A 17,966-nucleotide genomic window follows, 5' to 3' on the forward strand; every position below is an offset into this window, starting at 1 on the left:
GTCATGCCACGATTTCCCATGGCAACCGTTCAACCCTTTTCATACTTCCGGCACAGCCGATTTTCCCAAGATTCCGGCGTGCTGCTGGATAGGATTGATATGTGTCATACTCGCTCCATTTCCCGTTTGCTAATAGAGTAGAACGCCAATAGGCAACATATCCGCTCGCTGTATTGACGATACAAAATTCAACATGAGGAGATTTTGAATACCAGATTTCTTTCATTTTGACTGCCTCCCTGCAGGAGCTTCCTCCTGCTATTTTATTTTGTGTGAACTCGAATAATTTAAATTTGTGAATTGGCCGTCACGTGTAGTGATTTCCGTTTTCCCGTAAATAGGTGCTTCCACCAAGAACACTTCATCGGAATGGCCATCTAGGATAATGACTTTCACTTCTCCTTTGGTCATAAAGTTATCAATGGAGATGTTAGAGTCTATATGTTTGTAAGGATTATTCATGCGCACAAGGCCTCCCATGTTATAATGAATTGTCGAGATTCATTAGAGCCGGAGCCTTGTGCTTTGGTTCTTTTTATTTGTCCTGAAGAGCTTGTAAATCACGTACACACATTCTAAATAGGTGTTCGTCATTTAAGTCTAAGGACAAGTCAATAAGAGCTTTCAAATCATCTTCAGTAATTGTTACATCTAAGTTTTTAGCCCAATGTTTAGGAACAGCTGTAGACTTACCCTTAAGCGGCTTCACTAAAATATTTTTGTCAGTAACTTTAATTACGTAACCAGATATATGAAACATTCTCCGTGCAACTTCACCCAAAGCTTCCACCCAATCGCCTTCTACAATCTGTTTCATTTCTTGAAGCTCCTTCCGCACTTCGAGCAGCAAGGACCATTAAAAACACGAGTGCTAAAATCCAGCCAATAACCACGACGCACCGAAACTATGTTTATACATTTGAAGCAGAAGAAGTATTTATGTTTGAAGAAAAACTTGATTTTATTAATCATCTGACAACCCTCCATCCTTTCCTGATCCGACTGTGTAGTTCATATTTTTTAAGTGGTTCGTAGAGGTGGACGTGCTGTCCATCCTCTTCGCGATAAAGCAAGAACCACCGTTTTGACCGTTTACGTGCCATCTTATGCAGCCCCGTCTTCCTCATCTTTTTGATCATCTTTAGGAAGATCATTTTCATCTGGAACGCTATCATCTGAACCCTTTTCGTCTTCAGATGCTTCTTCATTCTTGGTTTGCATCGGTTCAGCTTCGTTGGCTTGATCCTGCTTCCAGTCCCACCATGTTTCAGCGAGCGGAGCAACCGCTGCTCGGTAGTCATTGATCAGATCAACGATTGCACCGGAGGACATTTCAAGTTCAGTGGCCAACTTCCGGTATGATTCACCTTCAATGCGACGCTTCGCGATCTCTGACATATTTTCAGGAAAACCGTCCAGTTCTGGAGCCATACCTTCAACGATGAATTGATCCACCACTTCACGCTTAATCTCCATCGGTTTTTCTTCAATTTTTGGTTTTTCTGCAGGTAAGCCCAATTCTGCCTCTAACTGTTCCGGCTCAGGATCAGCTATGTGAACCACGCCGCTCTGGTCTACTTGATAATTTACGATCGGTCGCTCTGTGTTCGCATTGATTTGAACGTTATAGCGGACAATGTCACTTTCAATCTCCACTTTCACGTCCTTATCAATCATTTCTGCAAGGTTTTGAATTCTGTTACCTAGCTCCTTTGTTGGCACTTCCAACACTAATTCTGTAATCCCTTTAGGCTTGTGATTCATTTTTTTAACTTTTCCATTGAAATTTATAAAAGACATATTTGTTCCTCCTCATGGGTTGGTGTAAGAGTAGATACTTCGACTTCAATTCTTGGTGTGCTGCTGTAGAACTTACTTACATGCAGATCAACAATTTGACTATCATCCTGCCAAATTACTTTATTCAGGCCATCTTTTATCCCTTTGATGTAGTTATCAACATCTGGCTTCTTAGCTGGTCTCAGCTCGCCTCTTTCAGCTTCTGCGGACTTTTTCTTGCTGAAACTTTTTAGTAGGGATTTGTAAACTTTAACCCTCAATTCCAGAGGACCTGTAAGGAGTTGTTCGGGACGATGATCACTTGCAGCCAGCTTCACATAAGACTTAAAATCTCTTGATTTTTTCGGATCATACAGCCTTGTCATCCCATTTCTGTGTGCAGCCCTCGGTCTTCCTTGTGCAACTGGCTCAGCGTAAATGGTGAATGCTATTTTCATAGTTTTTCATCTCCTTGAACATAACGACTTTTCGCATGATACAAGTACCCTTCTTCATCTTCATGATCCCAACCGTTTTTCATATCAGCAGGCATGATTTTCACCTTTGTTTGACAGTTGTCACATGCGGTGTATCTAAAGCCCTTATAAACCTGCTTGTCCTCTTTCAATCCACACTCAGGGCATTGAAATTTAGTCTTCCATTTCATGCGGTCAGGTTCTGGATCTTCCTTTTGAACAAGAGCTATGCTTTTGACTTGATCCATCACGCTCATGTGTTCCCCGATGCTCGCATTCAAAGTTCGTTCATTATTCAAAAGAGCAGTTGATCTCGGTCTCACTCTTTTTGGCTCTGTTGCTTTTGAGGAAACAGGAGTAGCTTTCTTTTCATCGTTTGACTTAGACATGGATTGATCTTGGTGAAATGGCTTGCTGTGATTGGTCGCTTTGTCAGTATGAGTTGGTTCTATCGCTCTGTTAACTGATGATGTGGCAACGGCTGAAGCCCTTTGTCTTTCGTTTGGATTAAAAGAACCTCTATGCATGTACATGTCTAGTTTAGTGATCAACTGACCGAATTCTACAGCGGTGTAATTATCTGCTTCAAAATTCACTTCTTTACCCGTAGTGCTGTCTTTGATTTGTAATTTAATCACTCTGCTTCCTCCTCGATCTCCATTCTGGCGTTGTAAGTTTCAATATCGTTCCCTCGCTCACCCTTGACTGAAATGACTAGCATTTCGAGATCATAGAGTGATAGGTTTTCAAGATTTTCATTCTCACTTGGTTTATATCCAATACGCTTCAGTTCTTTGAGCAAGAACTGTTTGCGCTGTTTGCTATTGATTGACATGTTCATTCCTCATTTCACATAGCGGCTTCCATTTGCCGCGCTAGAGTCAAAAACTTTCCGTACTCTTTCACAAATGCTACGTTAACCGTTCCCGTTGCACCGTTACGATGTTTAGCAAAAATGACTTCAGCAATATTTTTAACTTCACTTTGCTTGTCATAATAGTCATCACGATAGAGGAACGTAACGATATCGGCGTCTTGCTCAATGCTTCCTGAATCTCGCAGATCAGACATCATAGGTCGTTTATCATTTCGACTTTCTACGCCGCGTGAAAGCTGCGACAACAAGATAATGGGAACATTGAAACTTCTGGCCATATTTTTAAGTTCTCTTGTAATCTCACCAACCTCATGGTTTTTGCTCTCGTATTTACCAATTGGTGTAATCAGTTGAAGATAATCAATAATGACCAAATGATTCTGATCTGGGTGATCCTTCTTTGTCTTACGGATTTTAGAGCGAATGTCTGCGACGGTTTGAGTGGGGTGATCATGAATATAAATGTCTAATTTTTCGTATTCACCCATAGCTTTGCTGGCTTTATCATAATCATCTTCACTAAAGAACCTCTTTGGATTTCTCCACTTTGTAATCTCAATGCTTCCAATGCTACTTAACATGCGATGAGTCAGTTGAGTATCAGACATTTCAAGCGAAAATATGTCAGTTACTCCACCTTTTTGAGCGTTATTACGACCAAGATTAAGAGCGAACGCTGTTTTACCCACCGATGGACGAGCAGCCACGATAATTAAATCGCTTTTTTGCCAACCGCCTGTCATGGCATTCAAATCCGCAAGACCGGTGTTGACTCCGGTCAGATCACCATGATCTTCTTCCATGCTCATATATATATCTGTTAGAACATCCATTTTCGTGCGAGTCTCTTTTACACCAACCTCTTGAGCTTCAATGGTTTTTTGATAAAGCTCAGTGATGCCCTCATCAGTAGGAGAACTGGCAAATGCTAAAGCAGCACTCTGCACATCTCTAAGTCTAAAAGCCTCGTAAATTAATGTTTCATAGGTTTCAAATGAATGAGTAGATGGAACAGCACTTGCTAGGTTAGTTAAATATTCAAATCCACCAACTTCATTCAAAGTGCCTCCCATAGCTGCAGCGATATTGGCCAATTCAACAGGCTTACCTAGCTTGTCCACTTCCCTCATCGCTTCAAAAATTTGCTTGTGACGCTTTTCAGCAAAATGCTTAGACTCTAGGGCTGTTTCCTTGATTAGATCGCCTTCAAGGATGATGCAACCCAATAAAAACTGTTCAGCCTCTACGTTTCGCAAATTTTGCATTTTGTTCCCACGCTTTCTGCTTCTCTAGAAACTCGTTTTTCTCTTGTTGATGTACTTGTATCTCCGCAATAGCAGGAGGGAAACGTTTTTCAGCAATATGTTGATCAACTTTTTTTGAAACTGCCTCAAACGGTAGTGCAGTTAAATGCTCTAACCAAATCCTGATTCTTTCTTTTCCAACGGTGTCAGTAGTAAGTTCAAATCTCGGATACGCAGCTGCTATCCTGGTTAAGATGATCATCGCTTGTTCTTCAGTCATGCTAATCCTCCTCCAAATTTAATGCCTTTTTCTTTGGCATAAGCCTCTAATGCTGATAAGTTGTCTTGTTGTTTCTTAGGTTTAAATTCAGATACGTTGCTAGGTTGATTGTTTTTGGCATGCCATCGATCAAGAATGCCCTTCTCCAGGTAAGAAAACGATTTGATGCCATCCGCTCTATGTCTTGGTCGGTATTGATCAAATATCTCGTCGATCCACACCAATATATCTTCAAGGGGTATGTGCTCCTGAATGATCCTCTCAATGGCCTGTGCATCATTAGGAGTGATCATCAATCCACCTTTTCGAGACAAGTATTTATCTTCGATTTGTTGGAAAGGAGAATCATTTCCTACTGGTGACTTCTCCTCTTCTTCTTTTAATTCTTTATTTCTTAAATTCTTTACATTCTTGTTTGTGTCTGCAATCGGTCTATGATCGGTCTGCTCGTGGTCTGCTTGCGGTCTAACTTTGGTTTCTTTTTCTTGATAAACGCTGTAATTACAAATGGTTATGGTGGTTTTCTTACGGTCTGATTTTTTAATAATCATCTCGTCGTTTTCGAGAAGTTTCAGAAAGTTTCTAGTCTTGGCTTTCCCCCACTTCCACCGATCCATTAGTTTCAATTCTGAGGTGATTAAACTTCCTTCAGGAACATGAATTATTTCCAGTCCGAGCTTCACCTTTGCGTCTTTATGATTTGCCATCATTAAAAGGTCGAGCCATGCCTCATATCTTGAAAAAGTTCTATCTTCTTCATAGAGCCAGTGATTTCTAATTGCTCTATGTAATTTAATCCATCCAGTAGACAAACAAATTCCTCCTTCCCAACTATTTGCGTTTGAGTCTACAAATAGCGTATTTGCCTTTGATGTCGATCAATTCGAGATGCGGTTCATACTTGGCCATATATGTCGTGATATACATCATCAATACCTTTTTCCGCATCTGCGGAGCGGCTGACATCGCCAACGTAATAAAACAATAGGGATAAGCTGTTTTAAAAAGCTCGCTCATTTCGGAACATAGACAACCTTTCCTGTTTGTTTTGCTAATTCTTGTTTGAATAGTTGCTCATCACTGTTTGTGTCAGATAGGTGCAACAACCATATTTCCTGCACTTTTGACAAGTCATTTGCAGCTAGGAATGTCTTTACATTCTCAAGGCTGAAATGCGACTGTATGAGGCGGTTACGCATGCTTTTGTGAATGCTTCCATTTTCGATATTTGCATCCAAAATGGACTCTGCGTAATTGCACTCAACCATGATGTGCGTGAGTCCAGGAAACTTGTATTTGATGTAATAGGTGTCAGTGGCAAAGAGGAGCTTGTCTCCATCCTCATTAGCCAATAGGAAGCCATACGGCTCTGATACGTCGTGTTGAACATCAAAGGGCATAATAAGCCACGTGCCGATCCTAAACGTCTGTCGGGCTTTTACAAGATTGATTCTGTGATGATTTTCAACTCCAAGAGCTTTTGCCGTTCCATGAGACATATAACAGTCGATTCCTGCACGCAAAACATCTTTCAATGCCTTGCAGTGATCACCATGCTCATGAGTGATGAGACAACCAGCGAAACTCATATCGAAATCAAAAGCACGTTGCATCTCTTTGAAAGTGATACCACACTCCAAAAGGAGCGGGGTTTTACTATCAGTCACCCGATAGCAATTCCCCTTACTGCTTGACGATATAGCTTTGATCTCAATCAAAATGGTGGCTCCTCGGTTAAAGCTGAAGGTTTTGAGTCAGATGGCTGTTGCTTCTCTTCTGGCTCCTTTATCGGTTCTTCTGGAACGGTATAATCCATATCAATAGTTTCTGAATTCGCATTTTCATTTACTTCACGAGCAACTGTTTCAGTTGTGTCCGGTGTTTGTGTTTCTTCGTCCGTATACATGTTTCCAAGAGAATTAGGAAAGGCTTCCCTTAAAGCATTAACAATGGCTGTTTTGCGGATCATGTTCATCGGCATCGTTTTCCAAGTTGATTGACCTTTGCTGAACTCATCAAAACTTATCCGAACCGGTGTAGGTGTTTCACGATCTTTTCGATAAACAGTGGCCCATCCACCTAACAATTTGTCATTTGGTAGTTTAATAGCACCCTCTATATCCACCATTTCACCGTCCCGTTCAACAATAATTCCTGCACGTATTCCGGCGAATTCTTCATTGTTTTCAGCACGCTTCATAAATGCTTCTTTTCCAACAATAATTTGTGCTGGCGATCCCTTAAATTTCACCAGATATGCCTCATTCAAAAATGGATTGAGTTTCTGGTATTTGCATAGGTTGATAAACATGACCACTTCTTGATCCGTTACATCTGCATTACCACGTACTAAGTAGGTTTTCACCGTATTCCCTGTGAGTTTTACCTCTTCTCCATTCACAGCAAATACTGAAGGTTTTTCCATCAATTTTGTATTTGGATTTGATTGTTGATTACTCATCCGTATCCTCCTCATAAATAAATCTGACCTTTTTGCCTTTATGCTCTCTTAGAAAGGTCTTTAGGATTTCAGCAAAATCCGATGGACCTTTTAAGTCTCTTTCCAAGATTGCATCTTCAGGACATTCAGAAAGCGGACGAACGTCCATGACCTGTTTACCATCAATCAGAAGTTTTTCACGTTTGCAATCTTCCCAACCTATACCTGAAAGAACTTTCACCTCTACCACTTCACTCATGCGATCACCTCACAATCTACAGTCAGCAAGTTGTCATCAGTTTCAACTCGCAGCTCCTTGTCTTGCTTAGAAACGATCAAGCTGATAACTTGTGCATTGACCGGTATAAGATTTGTGACCGCCTCGCTGTTATCAACGAAGATCGGAGCAGAAATACCATAATGCTCATTTAACGTATTAATGATGTCTAAACCGACGTTAATACGTGCCGCATTGTTTAGGCCTTTAGAGTAAGGCACGCCTTCATAGAGCGTTTCACAGGTTTCTGTTAAACCGCCGTTGACTTGCTCTTCAAAGAGCTTGAAGCGGGCAAATTTGAATTTGCTGTTTATCCGTTCTTCCATAAGGTTCATCTTGGTTCTGATGAACTCTTCAATCAGGTATGACTCTTTCTCGATCTCATTGTAGTCATCAGCCATTTTACGTTCTTCTTCCTTTAGCTCCTCAATTCGGTTGAGGGCTTTTTGAGCTTGATCGATGCGAGAAAGATCATTGCGGATCAAGGTCATTTCCTGCTGTTTTTCCTTGATCTGCTCGTTAATCGTTTGAACAGCTCCACTTGTCTCCTGCTCATCAGACTGGATCTCGTTATTGATCTTTTCAAGCTCCTCTACCTTGTCTAGATACATTGGATTATCGGAAAGCGGAGCAATAGACGCTTCAGCTTGTTCCATATTTTCTTTCAGTTTTTCTAAATTTGAAGCCTTAAATTTCTCTTCCAAATTCAACTTTTGAAGTTGCTCATCAACTTCATACAGCTCATTTTGCTTATTGTCATATTCAATTCCTAATTGCTTTCCCTTATCGGCTATGCGCTCAAGGAAGGCGCTTTTTTGCAAATTGAATTTCTCAATAGCAGCTTGAATTTTTTCTTCCGGCAATGATTGTCCACATGTTGGACAATCTGTTTGATGATCCTCAAACGATTCTTCGTACTTTTTAGACCATTCTTCTCGCAACTCAAAGCGCTCTTTATCTATTTGAGATAGAAAAGATGTTAAGTGCTCTTTCTTCGTGATCAAATTACTGAGATCATTCTGGATTTGAGAAAGATCGTTTTTCGCTTTGTAGTAGGCTTCTTTTTTCTCATTCACTACCTGAAATCTTTTTGAGTCATACTCATTCATAATTTGTTGCAGATCGCCTTCGAGCTGAAGCATACGCTTCTTACGATCTGCACCTGCATCAGATCTGATAGAGCGGACTTTATCTTCCAATGCCATAAGTGATGACTCAAGAGCTTTTAGCTCTTCTTTCAGTTGTTCATGGTTAAGATCACTGACATCATCAATAGAACGATTGATTTCATCGATCCGTACCGGATATTGCTCCAGGAGTTTAGTGATCTTTTTACGTTTTTCAGCAAGGATGCGCTTTTGTTCATCAAGACTTTTTCCATCTAAGATGGATTGAAGCTTTGACAATGAATTGTTTTTTGAAATAACGTCCTCATCAGTCACAGCACCACCGATCTCCATGAGAACGTTTAGGCGATCCTGCCACTTCATTTGTTCGTTGAAATAACTTGGGGACGTAATGAGTTTGAAAATATCCTCAGAGATAATGTCATTGACCTTCTCAGTGAACTCTTTTTTCTTAACCGGCACGTCATTGACGTAGTAGTCAGTCGTATGGCCAGAGAAGACTTGCTTTGCTGATCCCCGTTTCTTGGTCCATTTCTCTGAATAGACCTTTTTCAACTCAACCGACTTTCCATCAATTAGTAAGACAGCCGATACCTCATGATCCACGCCGCTTACTGCTTTGTTATCTTTTGAGAGCGTCTTGATCTCAAAGTCTTTTTTGTTTTGGCTGTCTTTATCAAAGAGCAGCCACGTGAAAGCATCAAACAACGTTGTTTTGCCTGTAGCGTTATCACCATAGACCTTTGCACTTTCTCCACCTGTTTCAAGGGTGAATGATTTAACACCCTTGAAATTTGATAGATGGAGTTCTGATAATTTGATTGTCTTATTCAATACTCTCACTGCCTTCTTTAAAATTTCTTTCAAGGTAGGCAAAACCATCGCTTGTCAGAGAAGCTCCGAAGTAAGGGAGTTGATCTACCCCTGTTAATTGAGCAACACTAGGATCATGCTTCTCTAATTCATCACCTGTAATAATTTTGATGAATGATGGATCGAAAGACTGAACCTCTCTTAACAAACGTGCCTCCATGTAGCCCCATATCGTTGCACCCGAACCGATTCTTCTCATAATTTCCAAATGATTATTTGTGAGTTTCATATCAATGCCTCCATTGATTTACAGTGTCAACCTGCTATAATAGGGGTTGACACTTTATTCTGTAATTTTTGGAAAAGGTTCACTTGTGGGAGTGAACCTTTTTAATTTGCATTCACAAAGGTAAAATCGAGTTGTTCCTTCAGATAGCGTTCCAAGTTATCAACGAGGATCATTTCACCCGCATTTCTATCAATGACATACTCATCATTTGAGAAAATCTCATCCCCGAAGTAGTCAGTTCCAACAACATCAACCACTTCAACGCCTTTTGGGTATCCAGTGGCATTTATTTGAGTGATCATTGGATGTTCAATGTTCATGCTAAAACACCAACCTTTCTTCGGATCGCATCAGCAGTGAGCTTTTTATATTCTTCAAAAGCCTCTTGATTCGGGAAAAAGAAAATAGGTTCCCCATGAAAAGTAATCACAATTGATCCTCCAACTTTCGTTAAACGGACTAGATCGTCACGTTTCTCTGAAAAGGGTTGAATAACAGGTTTTTCTCTCATTACTTTTTCCTCCTATTAGTTATTGATGCTTATTCGCATCGTCCGACTGCGGATGGTGCATGATTTGAGGGGATGGTGTGTGTGCATTGTCCATCCGCAAGCCGGACGACAAGAATAAAACTTGTCGTGCTCTTTAAAGAGCGATATAATAAATTCGATCATTTCGATATTCGATTTAAGCAGTGAGTGTAGGAGCTTGCTGCTTTTTTCTTTGTTCTAAACCCATACGTGACTTCAATTGCGTTTCAGTTTGAGCCAGTGCAATTTCGCCTTCCTCGCTGAATCGCTCATTGCATACCTCAATAACTTCCTTTGCTTTCATTAAGCGACTTGCTACGAATACAAATTTCATTTAAATCAACCCTTTCATTTTGTTTTTTAGTGATTTTGGATATGTTACTGGCTTAATCTTTGCAGCTGCCTTCAACAATTTCACCGTTGATTGTTTTTCATATTGCTGAATTTGTTTTAAAGATTTAGCAATATCTTTGTGAGCTGCTAATGCCGTATCTATATCCGCACGCTCTAATGCTTTCATTAATCTTTTTTGCAGTTGTTCAATACAGATCATTTCAGCTGTTATCCCTTCATGATCAATGCTCTTGAAAATCGCTTTTCTCATCTTCATCCTCCAAACAAAGCCATAATGGCGGTAATTTGCTGTGTGACTGCCAGTGGATCAATGCCGCATAATGTAGCAATCATTGCTTCTTTTGCATTAGTTGCTTCCATCCACCTGACGTATGTAGGAACATCAAGTACCTTCTGATCATTTTCGATCTTCGATATGCAGCTTCGAGAGCGGCTAAGCATTTCCGCAAGCTTCTCTTGGGAAATGCCTGCCTGCAATCTTGCTTTGCGAAGCACCACACCCAACTTCACAACCTCCCCACCCCCTTTCAATGTTCCTATCTGGAACATGTTCCGAATTGGAACAGCAAATCTCATATATCCGCTGTATTCTAAGGTGGTAAATTCTTAATCAATCACTGGCTGAAAGTTGGATTCCATTTGTGACATTTGCCATTCTTCAAGCACTTCTCTTTTAAAGAAAATTCTTTTTCTTACTCGAAAGAATGGTATTTGCCGCTCTTTCACCATTGTGTAAACCGTGTCATGATGGACTCCAAGAAAATCAGCCGTTTCTTGAACGTTCATAGTTGATTTTGTTGGCATTTTGAGAACCTCCTTCAGAACTTGTAAACCATAAGAACCGCAAAAATCATTTTATTAACCGGTGTTCTCTTTTTCATTTTGTAACTCTTGTGTACCACTTGACTCAAAAAAAATATCCCTTGGATCTTTATTTAAAACACTTGCAATTCTCAGCATAGTAAAACCAGATGGCTCTTGTCCGTGAAGCTCAATTTTCGTAATGTTTGCGCGAGACATTTCAGTTCTTCTTGCCAATTCAGATATTGACATTCCAACACCTTTTCTGATCTCACGTAATCTGTTAGTGAAAACCATGTGTTACACCTCCTTGAACAAATAGTAACACAAGGTTTACAGTAGTGTCAATCATGTTTTACACACTTTCTGTTTTAAAGAATTTAAATATAATGTAAACTACGTATTACAGGTGATGCTAATGTCCAAACTTGGAGAATATTTGATAAAAGCAAGAGGAAAACTGTCTCAAAGAGAAGCTGCCAAACGAATTGGCATAAGTCATACCTACCTTGGGAAAATTGAAAACGGAAAAGACCCAAGAACAGGTAAAGACATCAAACCAACTCCCGAAACACTCAAATTAATCTCTAAAGCATATCAATGTGATTACGAAGAATTAATGATCAAAGCTGGTTACATCGATGAGAATGAGACAAGTAATTCTGAAGAAGGTCCTAAACTTACTGAGCATCAAAGAAAGATTTATGAGTGGGCAAAATCCCATGACGGATTATTCTTTGATAGTAAGCCAGAAGATGTTGAGGAATTAATTGAAGAGTTTGAAGTAGTGTATGAGTTGTTTAAAAAGAGAAAAGAGAGAGAGAAAAAACAAAAAAAATAATTCCTTTTAGGGGGGCAATTATGATGAAGAAAACAATATTTATAATTTGCCTATCATTGTTCGTTCTCTTAGCTGGATGTAACTCCACTAAGACGACGGATGATGTGTCTTCAGCAAAGTCAAAAGAAACAGTTTCAGAGAAAAAGCAAAAAGAAACTAAAGAAGAACCAAAAAATGAAAGTTATAAAGATGAAGAAACAGGAGAATTATACAATTTTATAAAAAGCCAAGAACAGATAGAGCCACAAAAAATGGGGCCACTAAACATAAATTTTGAAAGTGTCAGTTTATATAAATTAACAGAAATTCCTGAAGATCGATTAAGTGATTATCAAAGTCTAACGGATATTGAATTGACAAATCCTTTTCATTTTATTGATGTTAAATTTTCTGTAGAGAATACAGATAAAGAAACAATCAATTTTTCTGGTATTAGTCACTTGATTTTAGATACTAAAGAACAGATTAAAGTCAGTAATAATAACCTTTATACTGACATGGATCAATATGATATGAAACTATTCGGGAAAGCGAAAAGAGAATATCAAATTGCTGTACCTATAGAATCTGATGTTTCTAAAATCAAAAGCGTTAGAATTGTGATGAGTAAGCCATTTGACGAAAATTTGGATAATGTCTCCGAATCAAAAGAAATAACCGTGAATTTAAAATAAATGCTCGATAAGAGTATTTATTTTTACCTAAAAATAGAACACCAGTTCCCAAAAAATAATTGAAGGAGCTTATTAAGTTGAAATATATCTATACTCATTTAGAAGATAACGTTAATAGACTTTATGCAGAAATGAAAATCTTAAGTCCTTCTGAACAATCTATTGATACTATTTCCGAAAAATTAGGAATTGAAGTTTGCTATAAAGAAATTTCATCGAGAGCGATAATAAATCAGGGTACCCAAATTATTATCTTAGATAAGAGATTAAATAAGAGCATTATATGGGAAAAGTTTTGTCATGAAGTTGGTCATATTCTTTTTCATAAGGGTAATCAACTGTTGATGCCCGACTCCTTTAGGTTATATCAAGAATGGAAGTCGAATAATTTTATGTACCATTTTGCAGTACCAACTTTTATGTTGAGATCTGCAAAGATACCTATGGATCCTGATCAAGCAATTCAATTTATAACTAAAACTTTTAAAGTTACTCCCACATTTGCGAAGCATCGGCTAAACCTTTACAATCAAAAAGTTTTTTCTCAGACAAGGAGCGTTTTATATGGCTAGCATTGAAAAAAGAGGTAGCAATTCTTTTAGATTAGTTGTTGAAATCGGATATGATGCTAATGGTAAAAGGTTAAGGAAATATAAAACTATTCGTATAGAAGATCATAAACTGTTGAAAACAAAGAGAAAATTGCAGGAATACCTCTCAGATCAGCTTTATCAGTTCAAGATGGAAGTCAATTCTGGCGAATATATCGAACCAGAGAAACTAACCTTTGAATCCTTCATCAATAAGTGGAAAGAAAAAAAGCTTTATCAAAAGAGCGGAAAACCTTACTCTTTGACAACCTCAGATGTTTATTGGCGTCACTTAAAAAATCATATTCTCCCTGTTTTTGGACATATGAGGATAGAACGTATAAAGAGTTTACATATCGTAGACTTTTTAGATGATTTATCAAAGGATGGAGCTAGAAAAGACGGTAAGCCAGGAGGATTAGGAGAAAGAACAATATTAGATATCTTTAAATTACTGCAGGTAGTTTTTAAAACCGCAGCTGAAGAATGGAAGATTATCAAGATTGATCCAATGAAGGGATTGCCCTTGCCAGTCAACGAGAAGAAAGAAATGAACTATTTTGAAGCAGATGAAGCTGCTCAATGTATTAAGATTCTATATGAAGAAGTTGATATTAAATGGAGACTTTATTTCTTAGCAGCGATGATAGGAGGATTAAGACGAGGCGAAGGTCTTGCACTTGAATGGCATTTAGATGTGGATTGGGATGCTGGTGGATTTAAAATTAATCGTTCACTTTCAAAGACAATTCAAGGCAAACCGCATGTGAAAGACCCTAAGTCTAAAAGTTCAAAACGGTTTGTGCAGATGCCAGATTGGTACATGAATGAACTGTCTCTTTACTATCATATGTGGAAAAGAGAAAAGGAAAAGCTTAATGATGCCTGGGAAGGTGGAGATCACCAATACATTTTTCATAGTGGTCTTGGTAAGCCTTATTACTTTACTACTCCAACTACAAAGTGGAACCGCATTACACAAAAGTATAAAATAAAAAATATCCGTTTACATGATCTACGTCACACTATGGTTGCTTTATTGATGGAAGCCGGCGAAAGCATAAGTGCTATTCAAAGACGTGCCGGACACGCTAGCGCCAGAACAACATCTGATATATATGGCCATGTAACAGATGAAATGAAAAAGAGTGCAGCGAATCACTTTAACAAGTTTGATCCTAAACATCTGAGAAACACAAATTCAGAGATAGGAAATTTCCGTCCCCAAGTCGTCCCCAAGGTTAAAAATAATGCATAATACAAATTTGAGAGATTTCTCATCAAAAATAAAAAAATAGCCTTCCCCCTTGTATTCTAAGGGGGAATTAAATATAATAATATTTGTTGAAACATCCCGGGGCATTAGCTCAGCTGGGAGAGCGCTACGCTGGCAGCGTAGAGGTCAGCGGTTCGATCCCGCTATGCTCCATTATCAAAAGCCTATCCAATGATGGATAGGCTTTTTCATTTGATTTTACTCATAAAAGATTATTTGTCTGGTTCTTGAATTTGATAACCAAAGACTCCTTTTATCTCAATATCCCCACAGCCTTCTTTTTTGGTCAGTTTAATACCATGGGGTCTATAAATGTAGCGCCCACTTGATAAAATTCGGTCTGTTGCACTTAGATCATATTGGTTACCTGTATACTCTTTGACTGATGACGGAAAATCCGTTCCTGATAAAGATGTTCTGTAGAGTGTCACCTCTAGAGTACACCCCTCTGCATTTAGTATTGAAAATTGGTAGCCGTGAGTAGATGGATATTGTTCAGGATTATTTTGACCTCCTGGTACCCACAGATCTTTTTCCTGTTCCGTCATGATGAAATCAACTTCTACTTCTCGATAAATGGTCTTAGCTGCAACCTTTTCCATATTAAAATGTAACATGACAATGAAACAAAGAGACATCATTACACATATCCGCTTCATACAACCCCTCCATTCATTTTTACCATTATACAACAAATAACACCAAAAATGGTTTTATTTTACTTTTTTTATAATAGATAAGGGTTGATTCATTCCATATGTGTTAACTTTCTATGACCTTACTTAATGTTTCTTTGGTCTTTGGACCATATATGCCATCCGGGGTTAACCCATGCATCATTTGAAATCGAGACACTGCATTTGCAGTCTTGGGTCCGTAGTACCCATCGATTCCATTGTTGATCGCTCCCTTATCAGGATAGAAATAAATCGATGCTAAGGCTTGTTGTACGGTTTTTACAGCTGACCCTTTTGTAAGAGGCTTCGTCACTTTTAAAATACCTGCAGGCAAACTGTATGTTTTTTTGACCTTGTTGGTTTTAGATGTTGATCTCGTTGATATGGTTTTGATAGATGTTTCTTTCACCGGTTTAGCTGTTGTCATTTGACTTGATGCTGATGCAATACCCGCCTTGAAGCCATCCCAACGATTTAACAGCTTACGCGGACACTCTTTCCCGCTCCAATGCTTATGCGGCACCACGTTTGATAAAGGAATTCCTAAATCCCCCATCAGTTTTCGAATGAGCCATTGGGCGTTTTTAACGGCTTGTTCAAAGTTACCGCCTGCATTTTCACAAATTTCAATTCCAATTGATTTCATATTGCCGGTTCCCCTGCCATCTCCTGCGTGCCAGCCATTTTCGTTTAAAGGTAAATGCTGATAAATGACCTGATCATCGACCGTGTAGTGCCAGCTAACCCCGGTACTTGCCCGAGCAACAAATGCTGCATGATTTGCCGCATCAGCCCCCCGTCCAGTGTTCGATGTATTATGCACCGTAATATAGAGCGGCTTCATCCTGTTTCCTGGTCTGTTGCGATTTTGTTTTGGGATGAGTGCTTGAATGATCTTCACCATATTGTTTCTCCTTCAAAAATTATTTTGTTAACCCTCTTTGTTTCAGGGCATCTTTTTGCAATTGACCTTTATAGGTCACATAATTATTTTTAAACCAAGCGATCACGGCAGTGACCATAGTGAAAATTGTGGAACCTGCCACATATAGTGCCTCTCCTGCGGTTTGCACTTGCTCCTCGCTAATCGGCAGCACTGTTTGTCCAAACATGACAAGCGTTTGGTTGATAAGCGCAATAAAAAGAAGCACTGTGCGAATCACAGTGCCTTTGTCGAATGTTTTCATGATGTTTTCCTCCTATTTTAAATTCCGTTCAATTTTATCGAGCTTGTCGATCACGACGTCATACTTCTCACTAAACTTTGCTAACACATCATTTTGCGCCTCGATTTGCTCATTGAGTTTGTTTTCTCTTTCCTTTGTTGTGTTGAGAACATAAAACAGAATCCAGCAAAAGAGAACGGCGAATGGGCCTTGTGTCATCAAGTTTTGAACGACATCTACTTCCATTTGAATCACCTTCTTTCCGGCAAAAAAATAAAGCCATTAGGCTTTGTATATTTCTCCAGTTATATCTTATAATCTTGTAACTACCATAGTGGAATTGCTTCATTCATTTCAATACGTGTTACCCTTGACGAATCATTTGCAATTAATCCATCTAATTTTAAACTACCATCTTTAGATAAAGACATCCTAGCAGATCCGTATGAACCAACCGTCGCACAAGTGAAAACGGTTAAAGAGGAAGGTTTATACGTTAAACGTGCAATTTCTGTTTCATTAACCGAAACTATTTCAAATGATCCTCTCAAATATAAAATATTTTGTCTGACAGAATATTTCAATGGATTAACTGAATATTGATTTATATTACTATTTAGATTTACATTATACCAGGTAGCATTTAAATCTGTAGACGTGAGATGTTTTTCCCATTCAGTCCATGTATAGTCAGTTTTCCTAATTCTATAAAATGAGTTTAGACCATTGACTGCATCATATATAGTTTGTAGCAAGGTATTCCCATAACTTATCACTATCATAAATGCTCTTTTGATCTCTTTTGGACCATTAAGGCCTGCATTATAAATGAGATACATTCCTGTTTCTATAATTTCGTTATAGTCGGTGGTCTCACCTATACTTTTATAAAAGGGTTGACCGTTATCCCTTGTTATTTTATGAAGTTGACTGTTGTTCCATTTATCTTGTTCAGCTGCTGTCGGAAGCTGTGTCCAATTGATAGATATGTGGTTAGAATAATAGTAAAAGTAATATGCACTGCCGGATGTATCTATTGCGAAACCTGTTCCAATATTATTTTGCCCCACTGTCTGTATCCCTCTAATTGCGTATTGTGAAGGGTTATCCTCAATTCCACTGGGCGCATAGAATGTACATGTTCCTTTGTCTTTAATGGAATCAAAAATTCTTGAACCAACAGAAATATTTAAAAGTTGTGTTCCATTATCACCTGTAATTTTATACAGCTGCGACTCATTCCATTTCTTTTTTTCTACTTCTGAAGAGTGTTGGCTTGGATCATTGATGTGAAGAGTTATTTGTTCTGACATACCAGTGTCGTTATGAAGCAATGTTTCCAACATATCATTGAATAGATCTGCATGAGCTTTATCACTCGTTTCAAAAGGACGAGGAGTTTTTATCTCCAATGTGTTCTCTCCTTTCTATAATTGCATAAGTTGTCTGAATGAGA

Annotated in this window: 31 protein-coding genes and 1 tRNA gene; 5 read left to right on the forward strand and 27 right to left on the reverse strand. The window is 38.7% G+C overall.

Going from position 1 to position 17,966, the window contains the following annotated elements; genetic code table 11:
• Position 1 precedes the first annotated feature (1 nt).
• From LCD34_RS05430 to LCD34_RS05535, 22 genes are all read right to left on the reverse strand, one after another.
• Positions 2 to 226, reverse strand: a complete 225-nt coding sequence (locus tag LCD34_RS05430; RefSeq protein WP_224558637.1) for a hypothetical protein — start codon at positions 224 to 226, stop codon at positions 2 to 4.
• 32 nt (positions 227 to 258) lie between these two features.
• Entirely contained in the window at positions 259 to 462 is a 204-nt protein-coding gene (locus LCD34_RS05435) for an XtrA/YqaO family protein (RefSeq protein WP_138277977.1), read from the reverse strand.
• 73 nt (positions 463 to 535) lie between these two features.
• Positions 536 to 817 carry a hypothetical protein gene (locus LCD34_RS05440; protein ID WP_224558638.1) on the reverse strand — a complete coding sequence of 94 codons (282 nt, stop codon included), beginning with the start codon at positions 815 to 817 and terminating at the stop codon, positions 536 to 538.
• A gap of 287 nt (positions 818 to 1,104) precedes the next feature.
• Positions 1,105 to 1,800, reverse strand: coding sequence for a hypothetical protein (locus tag LCD34_RS05445; protein WP_224558639.1), 696 nt, complete (start codon positions 1,798 to 1,800; stop codon positions 1,105 to 1,107).
• Complete coding sequence (locus LCD34_RS05450) at positions 1,788 to 2,237, reverse strand: RusA family crossover junction endodeoxyribonuclease (protein WP_224558640.1); 450 nt, start codon at positions 2,235 to 2,237, stop codon at positions 1,788 to 1,790. Before LCD34_RS05450 ends, LCD34_RS05445 begins: the two co-directional genes overlap by 13 nt.
• The gene (locus LCD34_RS05455; RefSeq protein ID WP_224558641.1) at positions 2,234 to 2,893 is read right to left on the reverse strand and encodes a hypothetical protein; all 660 of its coding nucleotides are present in this window, start codon (positions 2,891 to 2,893) and stop codon (positions 2,234 to 2,236) included. The genes LCD34_RS05450 and LCD34_RS05455 overlap by 4 nt, the downstream gene beginning before the upstream one ends.
• Positions 2,890 to 3,090 (reverse strand): hypothetical protein, encoded by a 201-nt coding sequence (locus LCD34_RS05460; RefSeq protein WP_224558642.1) that lies wholly within the window; start codon positions 3,088 to 3,090, stop codon positions 2,890 to 2,892. The genes LCD34_RS05455 and LCD34_RS05460 overlap by 4 nt, the downstream gene beginning before the upstream one ends.
• 14 nt (positions 3,091 to 3,104) lie before the next feature.
• On the reverse strand, positions 3,105 to 4,397 hold the full coding sequence (dnaB, locus tag LCD34_RS05465; RefSeq protein WP_224558643.1) for a replicative DNA helicase: 1,293 nt from the start codon (positions 4,395 to 4,397) through the stop codon (positions 3,105 to 3,107).
• Positions 4,369 to 4,656 carry a replicative helicase loader/inhibitor gene (locus tag LCD34_RS05470; RefSeq protein ID WP_224558644.1) on the reverse strand — a complete coding sequence of 96 codons (288 nt, stop codon included), beginning with the start codon at positions 4,654 to 4,656 and terminating at the stop codon, positions 4,369 to 4,371. Before LCD34_RS05470 ends, dnaB begins: the two co-directional genes overlap by 29 nt.
• On the reverse strand, positions 4,653 to 5,468 hold the full coding sequence (locus tag LCD34_RS05475) for a hypothetical protein (RefSeq protein ID WP_224558645.1): 816 nt from the start codon (positions 5,466 to 5,468) through the stop codon (positions 4,653 to 4,655). Before LCD34_RS05475 ends, LCD34_RS05470 begins: the two co-directional genes overlap by 4 nt.
• A 201-nt stretch (positions 5,469 to 5,669) precedes the next feature.
• The gene (locus tag LCD34_RS05480) at positions 5,670 to 6,374 is read right to left on the reverse strand and encodes an MBL fold metallo-hydrolase (protein ID WP_224558646.1); all 705 of its coding nucleotides are present in this window, start codon (positions 6,372 to 6,374) and stop codon (positions 5,670 to 5,672) included.
• Positions 6,371 to 7,117, reverse strand: coding sequence for a phage recombination protein Bet (gene bet / locus LCD34_RS05485; protein WP_008360781.1), 747 nt, complete (start codon positions 7,115 to 7,117; stop codon positions 6,371 to 6,373). Before bet ends, LCD34_RS05480 begins: the two co-directional genes overlap by 4 nt.
• Positions 7,110 to 7,355 (reverse strand): hypothetical protein, encoded by a 246-nt coding sequence (locus LCD34_RS05490; protein ID WP_138277968.1) that lies wholly within the window; start codon positions 7,353 to 7,355, stop codon positions 7,110 to 7,112. The genes bet and LCD34_RS05490 overlap by 8 nt, the downstream gene beginning before the upstream one ends.
• Complete coding sequence (locus LCD34_RS05495) at positions 7,352 to 9,334, reverse strand: AAA family ATPase (protein ID WP_224558647.1); 1,983 nt, start codon at positions 9,332 to 9,334, stop codon at positions 7,352 to 7,354. The genes LCD34_RS05490 and LCD34_RS05495 overlap by 4 nt, the downstream gene beginning before the upstream one ends.
• Positions 9,327 to 9,602: a hypothetical protein gene (locus LCD34_RS05500; protein WP_138277966.1), complete on the reverse strand. Its 276-nt coding sequence runs from the start codon at positions 9,600 to 9,602 to the stop codon at positions 9,327 to 9,329. Before LCD34_RS05500 ends, LCD34_RS05495 begins: the two co-directional genes overlap by 8 nt.
• A gap of 101 nt (positions 9,603 to 9,703) precedes the next feature.
• Positions 9,704 to 9,922, reverse strand: a complete 219-nt coding sequence (locus LCD34_RS05505) for a YqaI family protein (protein WP_008360775.1) — start codon at positions 9,920 to 9,922, stop codon at positions 9,704 to 9,706.
• Positions 9,919 to 10,113, reverse strand: coding sequence for a hypothetical protein (locus LCD34_RS05510; RefSeq protein ID WP_008360772.1), 195 nt, complete (start codon positions 10,111 to 10,113; stop codon positions 9,919 to 9,921). Before LCD34_RS05510 ends, LCD34_RS05505 begins: the two co-directional genes overlap by 4 nt.
• Before the next feature lie 175 nt (positions 10,114 to 10,288).
• Positions 10,289 to 10,465: a hypothetical protein gene (locus LCD34_RS05515; RefSeq protein ID WP_224558648.1), complete on the reverse strand. Its 177-nt coding sequence runs from the start codon at positions 10,463 to 10,465 to the stop codon at positions 10,289 to 10,291.
• A complete protein-coding gene (locus LCD34_RS05520; RefSeq protein WP_224558649.1) occupies positions 10,466 to 10,735 on the reverse strand; it encodes a hypothetical protein in 270 nt (89 codons plus the stop codon).
• Between the two features lie 2 nt (positions 10,736 to 10,737).
• Positions 10,738 to 10,983, reverse strand: a complete 246-nt coding sequence (locus LCD34_RS05525; protein WP_391509662.1) for a helix-turn-helix transcriptional regulator — start codon at positions 10,981 to 10,983, stop codon at positions 10,738 to 10,740.
• A 108-nt stretch (positions 10,984 to 11,091) separates the two neighbouring features.
• The gene (locus tag LCD34_RS05530; RefSeq protein WP_008360767.1) at positions 11,092 to 11,289 is read right to left on the reverse strand and encodes a helix-turn-helix domain-containing protein; all 198 of its coding nucleotides are present in this window, start codon (positions 11,287 to 11,289) and stop codon (positions 11,092 to 11,094) included.
• A 54-nt stretch (positions 11,290 to 11,343) separates the two neighbouring features.
• A complete protein-coding gene (locus LCD34_RS05535) occupies positions 11,344 to 11,583 on the reverse strand; it encodes a helix-turn-helix domain-containing protein (RefSeq protein ID WP_003213298.1) in 240 nt (79 codons plus the stop codon).
• A 121-nt stretch (positions 11,584 to 11,704) separates the two neighbouring features.
• Here LCD34_RS05535 and LCD34_RS05540 point away from each other — a divergent pair, with 121 nt between their 5' ends.
• The 5 genes from LCD34_RS05540 (at position 11,705) to LCD34_RS05560 (ending at position 14,820) form a co-directional block, all read left to right on the forward strand.
• The gene (locus tag LCD34_RS05540) at positions 11,705 to 12,127 is read left to right on the forward strand and encodes a helix-turn-helix domain-containing protein (protein WP_216099103.1); all 423 of its coding nucleotides are present in this window, start codon (positions 11,705 to 11,707) and stop codon (positions 12,125 to 12,127) included.
• 23 nt (positions 12,128 to 12,150) lie between these two features.
• A complete protein-coding gene (locus tag LCD34_RS05545; protein ID WP_224558651.1) occupies positions 12,151 to 12,801 on the forward strand; it encodes a hypothetical protein in 651 nt (216 codons plus the stop codon).
• 77 nt (positions 12,802 to 12,878) lie between these two features.
• Complete coding sequence (locus LCD34_RS05550; RefSeq protein WP_216099105.1) at positions 12,879 to 13,373, forward strand: ImmA/IrrE family metallo-endopeptidase; 495 nt, start codon at positions 12,879 to 12,881, stop codon at positions 13,371 to 13,373.
• Positions 13,366 to 14,649 (forward strand): tyrosine-type recombinase/integrase, encoded by a 1,284-nt coding sequence (locus tag LCD34_RS05555; RefSeq protein WP_216099106.1) that lies wholly within the window; start codon positions 13,366 to 13,368, stop codon positions 14,647 to 14,649. The genes LCD34_RS05550 and LCD34_RS05555 overlap by 8 nt, the downstream gene beginning before the upstream one ends.
• A gap of 98 nt (positions 14,650 to 14,747) precedes the next feature.
• Positions 14,748 to 14,820, forward strand: a tRNA-Ala gene (locus LCD34_RS05560).
• A 59-nt stretch (positions 14,821 to 14,879) separates the two neighbouring features.
• On the opposite strand, the gene LCD34_RS05565 is transcribed toward LCD34_RS05560, so the two are convergent.
• The 5 genes from LCD34_RS05565 to LCD34_RS05585 form a co-directional block, all read right to left on the reverse strand.
• On the reverse strand, positions 14,880 to 15,326 hold the full coding sequence (locus LCD34_RS05565; RefSeq protein WP_072368321.1) for a biofilm-forming protein: 447 nt from the start codon (positions 15,324 to 15,326) through the stop codon (positions 14,880 to 14,882).
• Between the two features lie 103 nt (positions 15,327 to 15,429).
• Positions 15,430 to 16,248, reverse strand: coding sequence for an N-acetylmuramoyl-L-alanine amidase (locus LCD34_RS05570; RefSeq protein WP_224558652.1), 819 nt, complete (start codon positions 16,246 to 16,248; stop codon positions 15,430 to 15,432).
• Positions 16,249 to 16,267: 19 nt separating this feature from the next.
• The gene (locus tag LCD34_RS05575; RefSeq protein ID WP_019743388.1) at positions 16,268 to 16,531 is read right to left on the reverse strand and encodes a phage holin; all 264 of its coding nucleotides are present in this window, start codon (positions 16,529 to 16,531) and stop codon (positions 16,268 to 16,270) included.
• A gap of 12 nt (positions 16,532 to 16,543) precedes the next feature.
• Entirely contained in the window at positions 16,544 to 16,756 is a 213-nt protein-coding gene (locus LCD34_RS05580) for a BhlA/UviB family holin-like peptide (RefSeq protein ID WP_017367922.1), read from the reverse strand.
• An 80-nt stretch (positions 16,757 to 16,836) separates the two neighbouring features.
• Complete coding sequence (locus LCD34_RS05585) at positions 16,837 to 17,922, reverse strand: pyocin knob domain-containing protein (RefSeq protein WP_224558653.1); 1,086 nt, start codon at positions 17,920 to 17,922, stop codon at positions 16,837 to 16,839.
• Between the last annotated feature and the right edge of the window lie 44 nt (positions 17,923 to 17,966).

The sequence above is a fragment of the Bacillus sp. RAR_M1_44 genome (assembly GCF_020165935.1).
GTDB lineage: Bacteria > Bacillota > Bacilli > Bacillales > Bacillaceae > Bacillus > Bacillus altitudinis.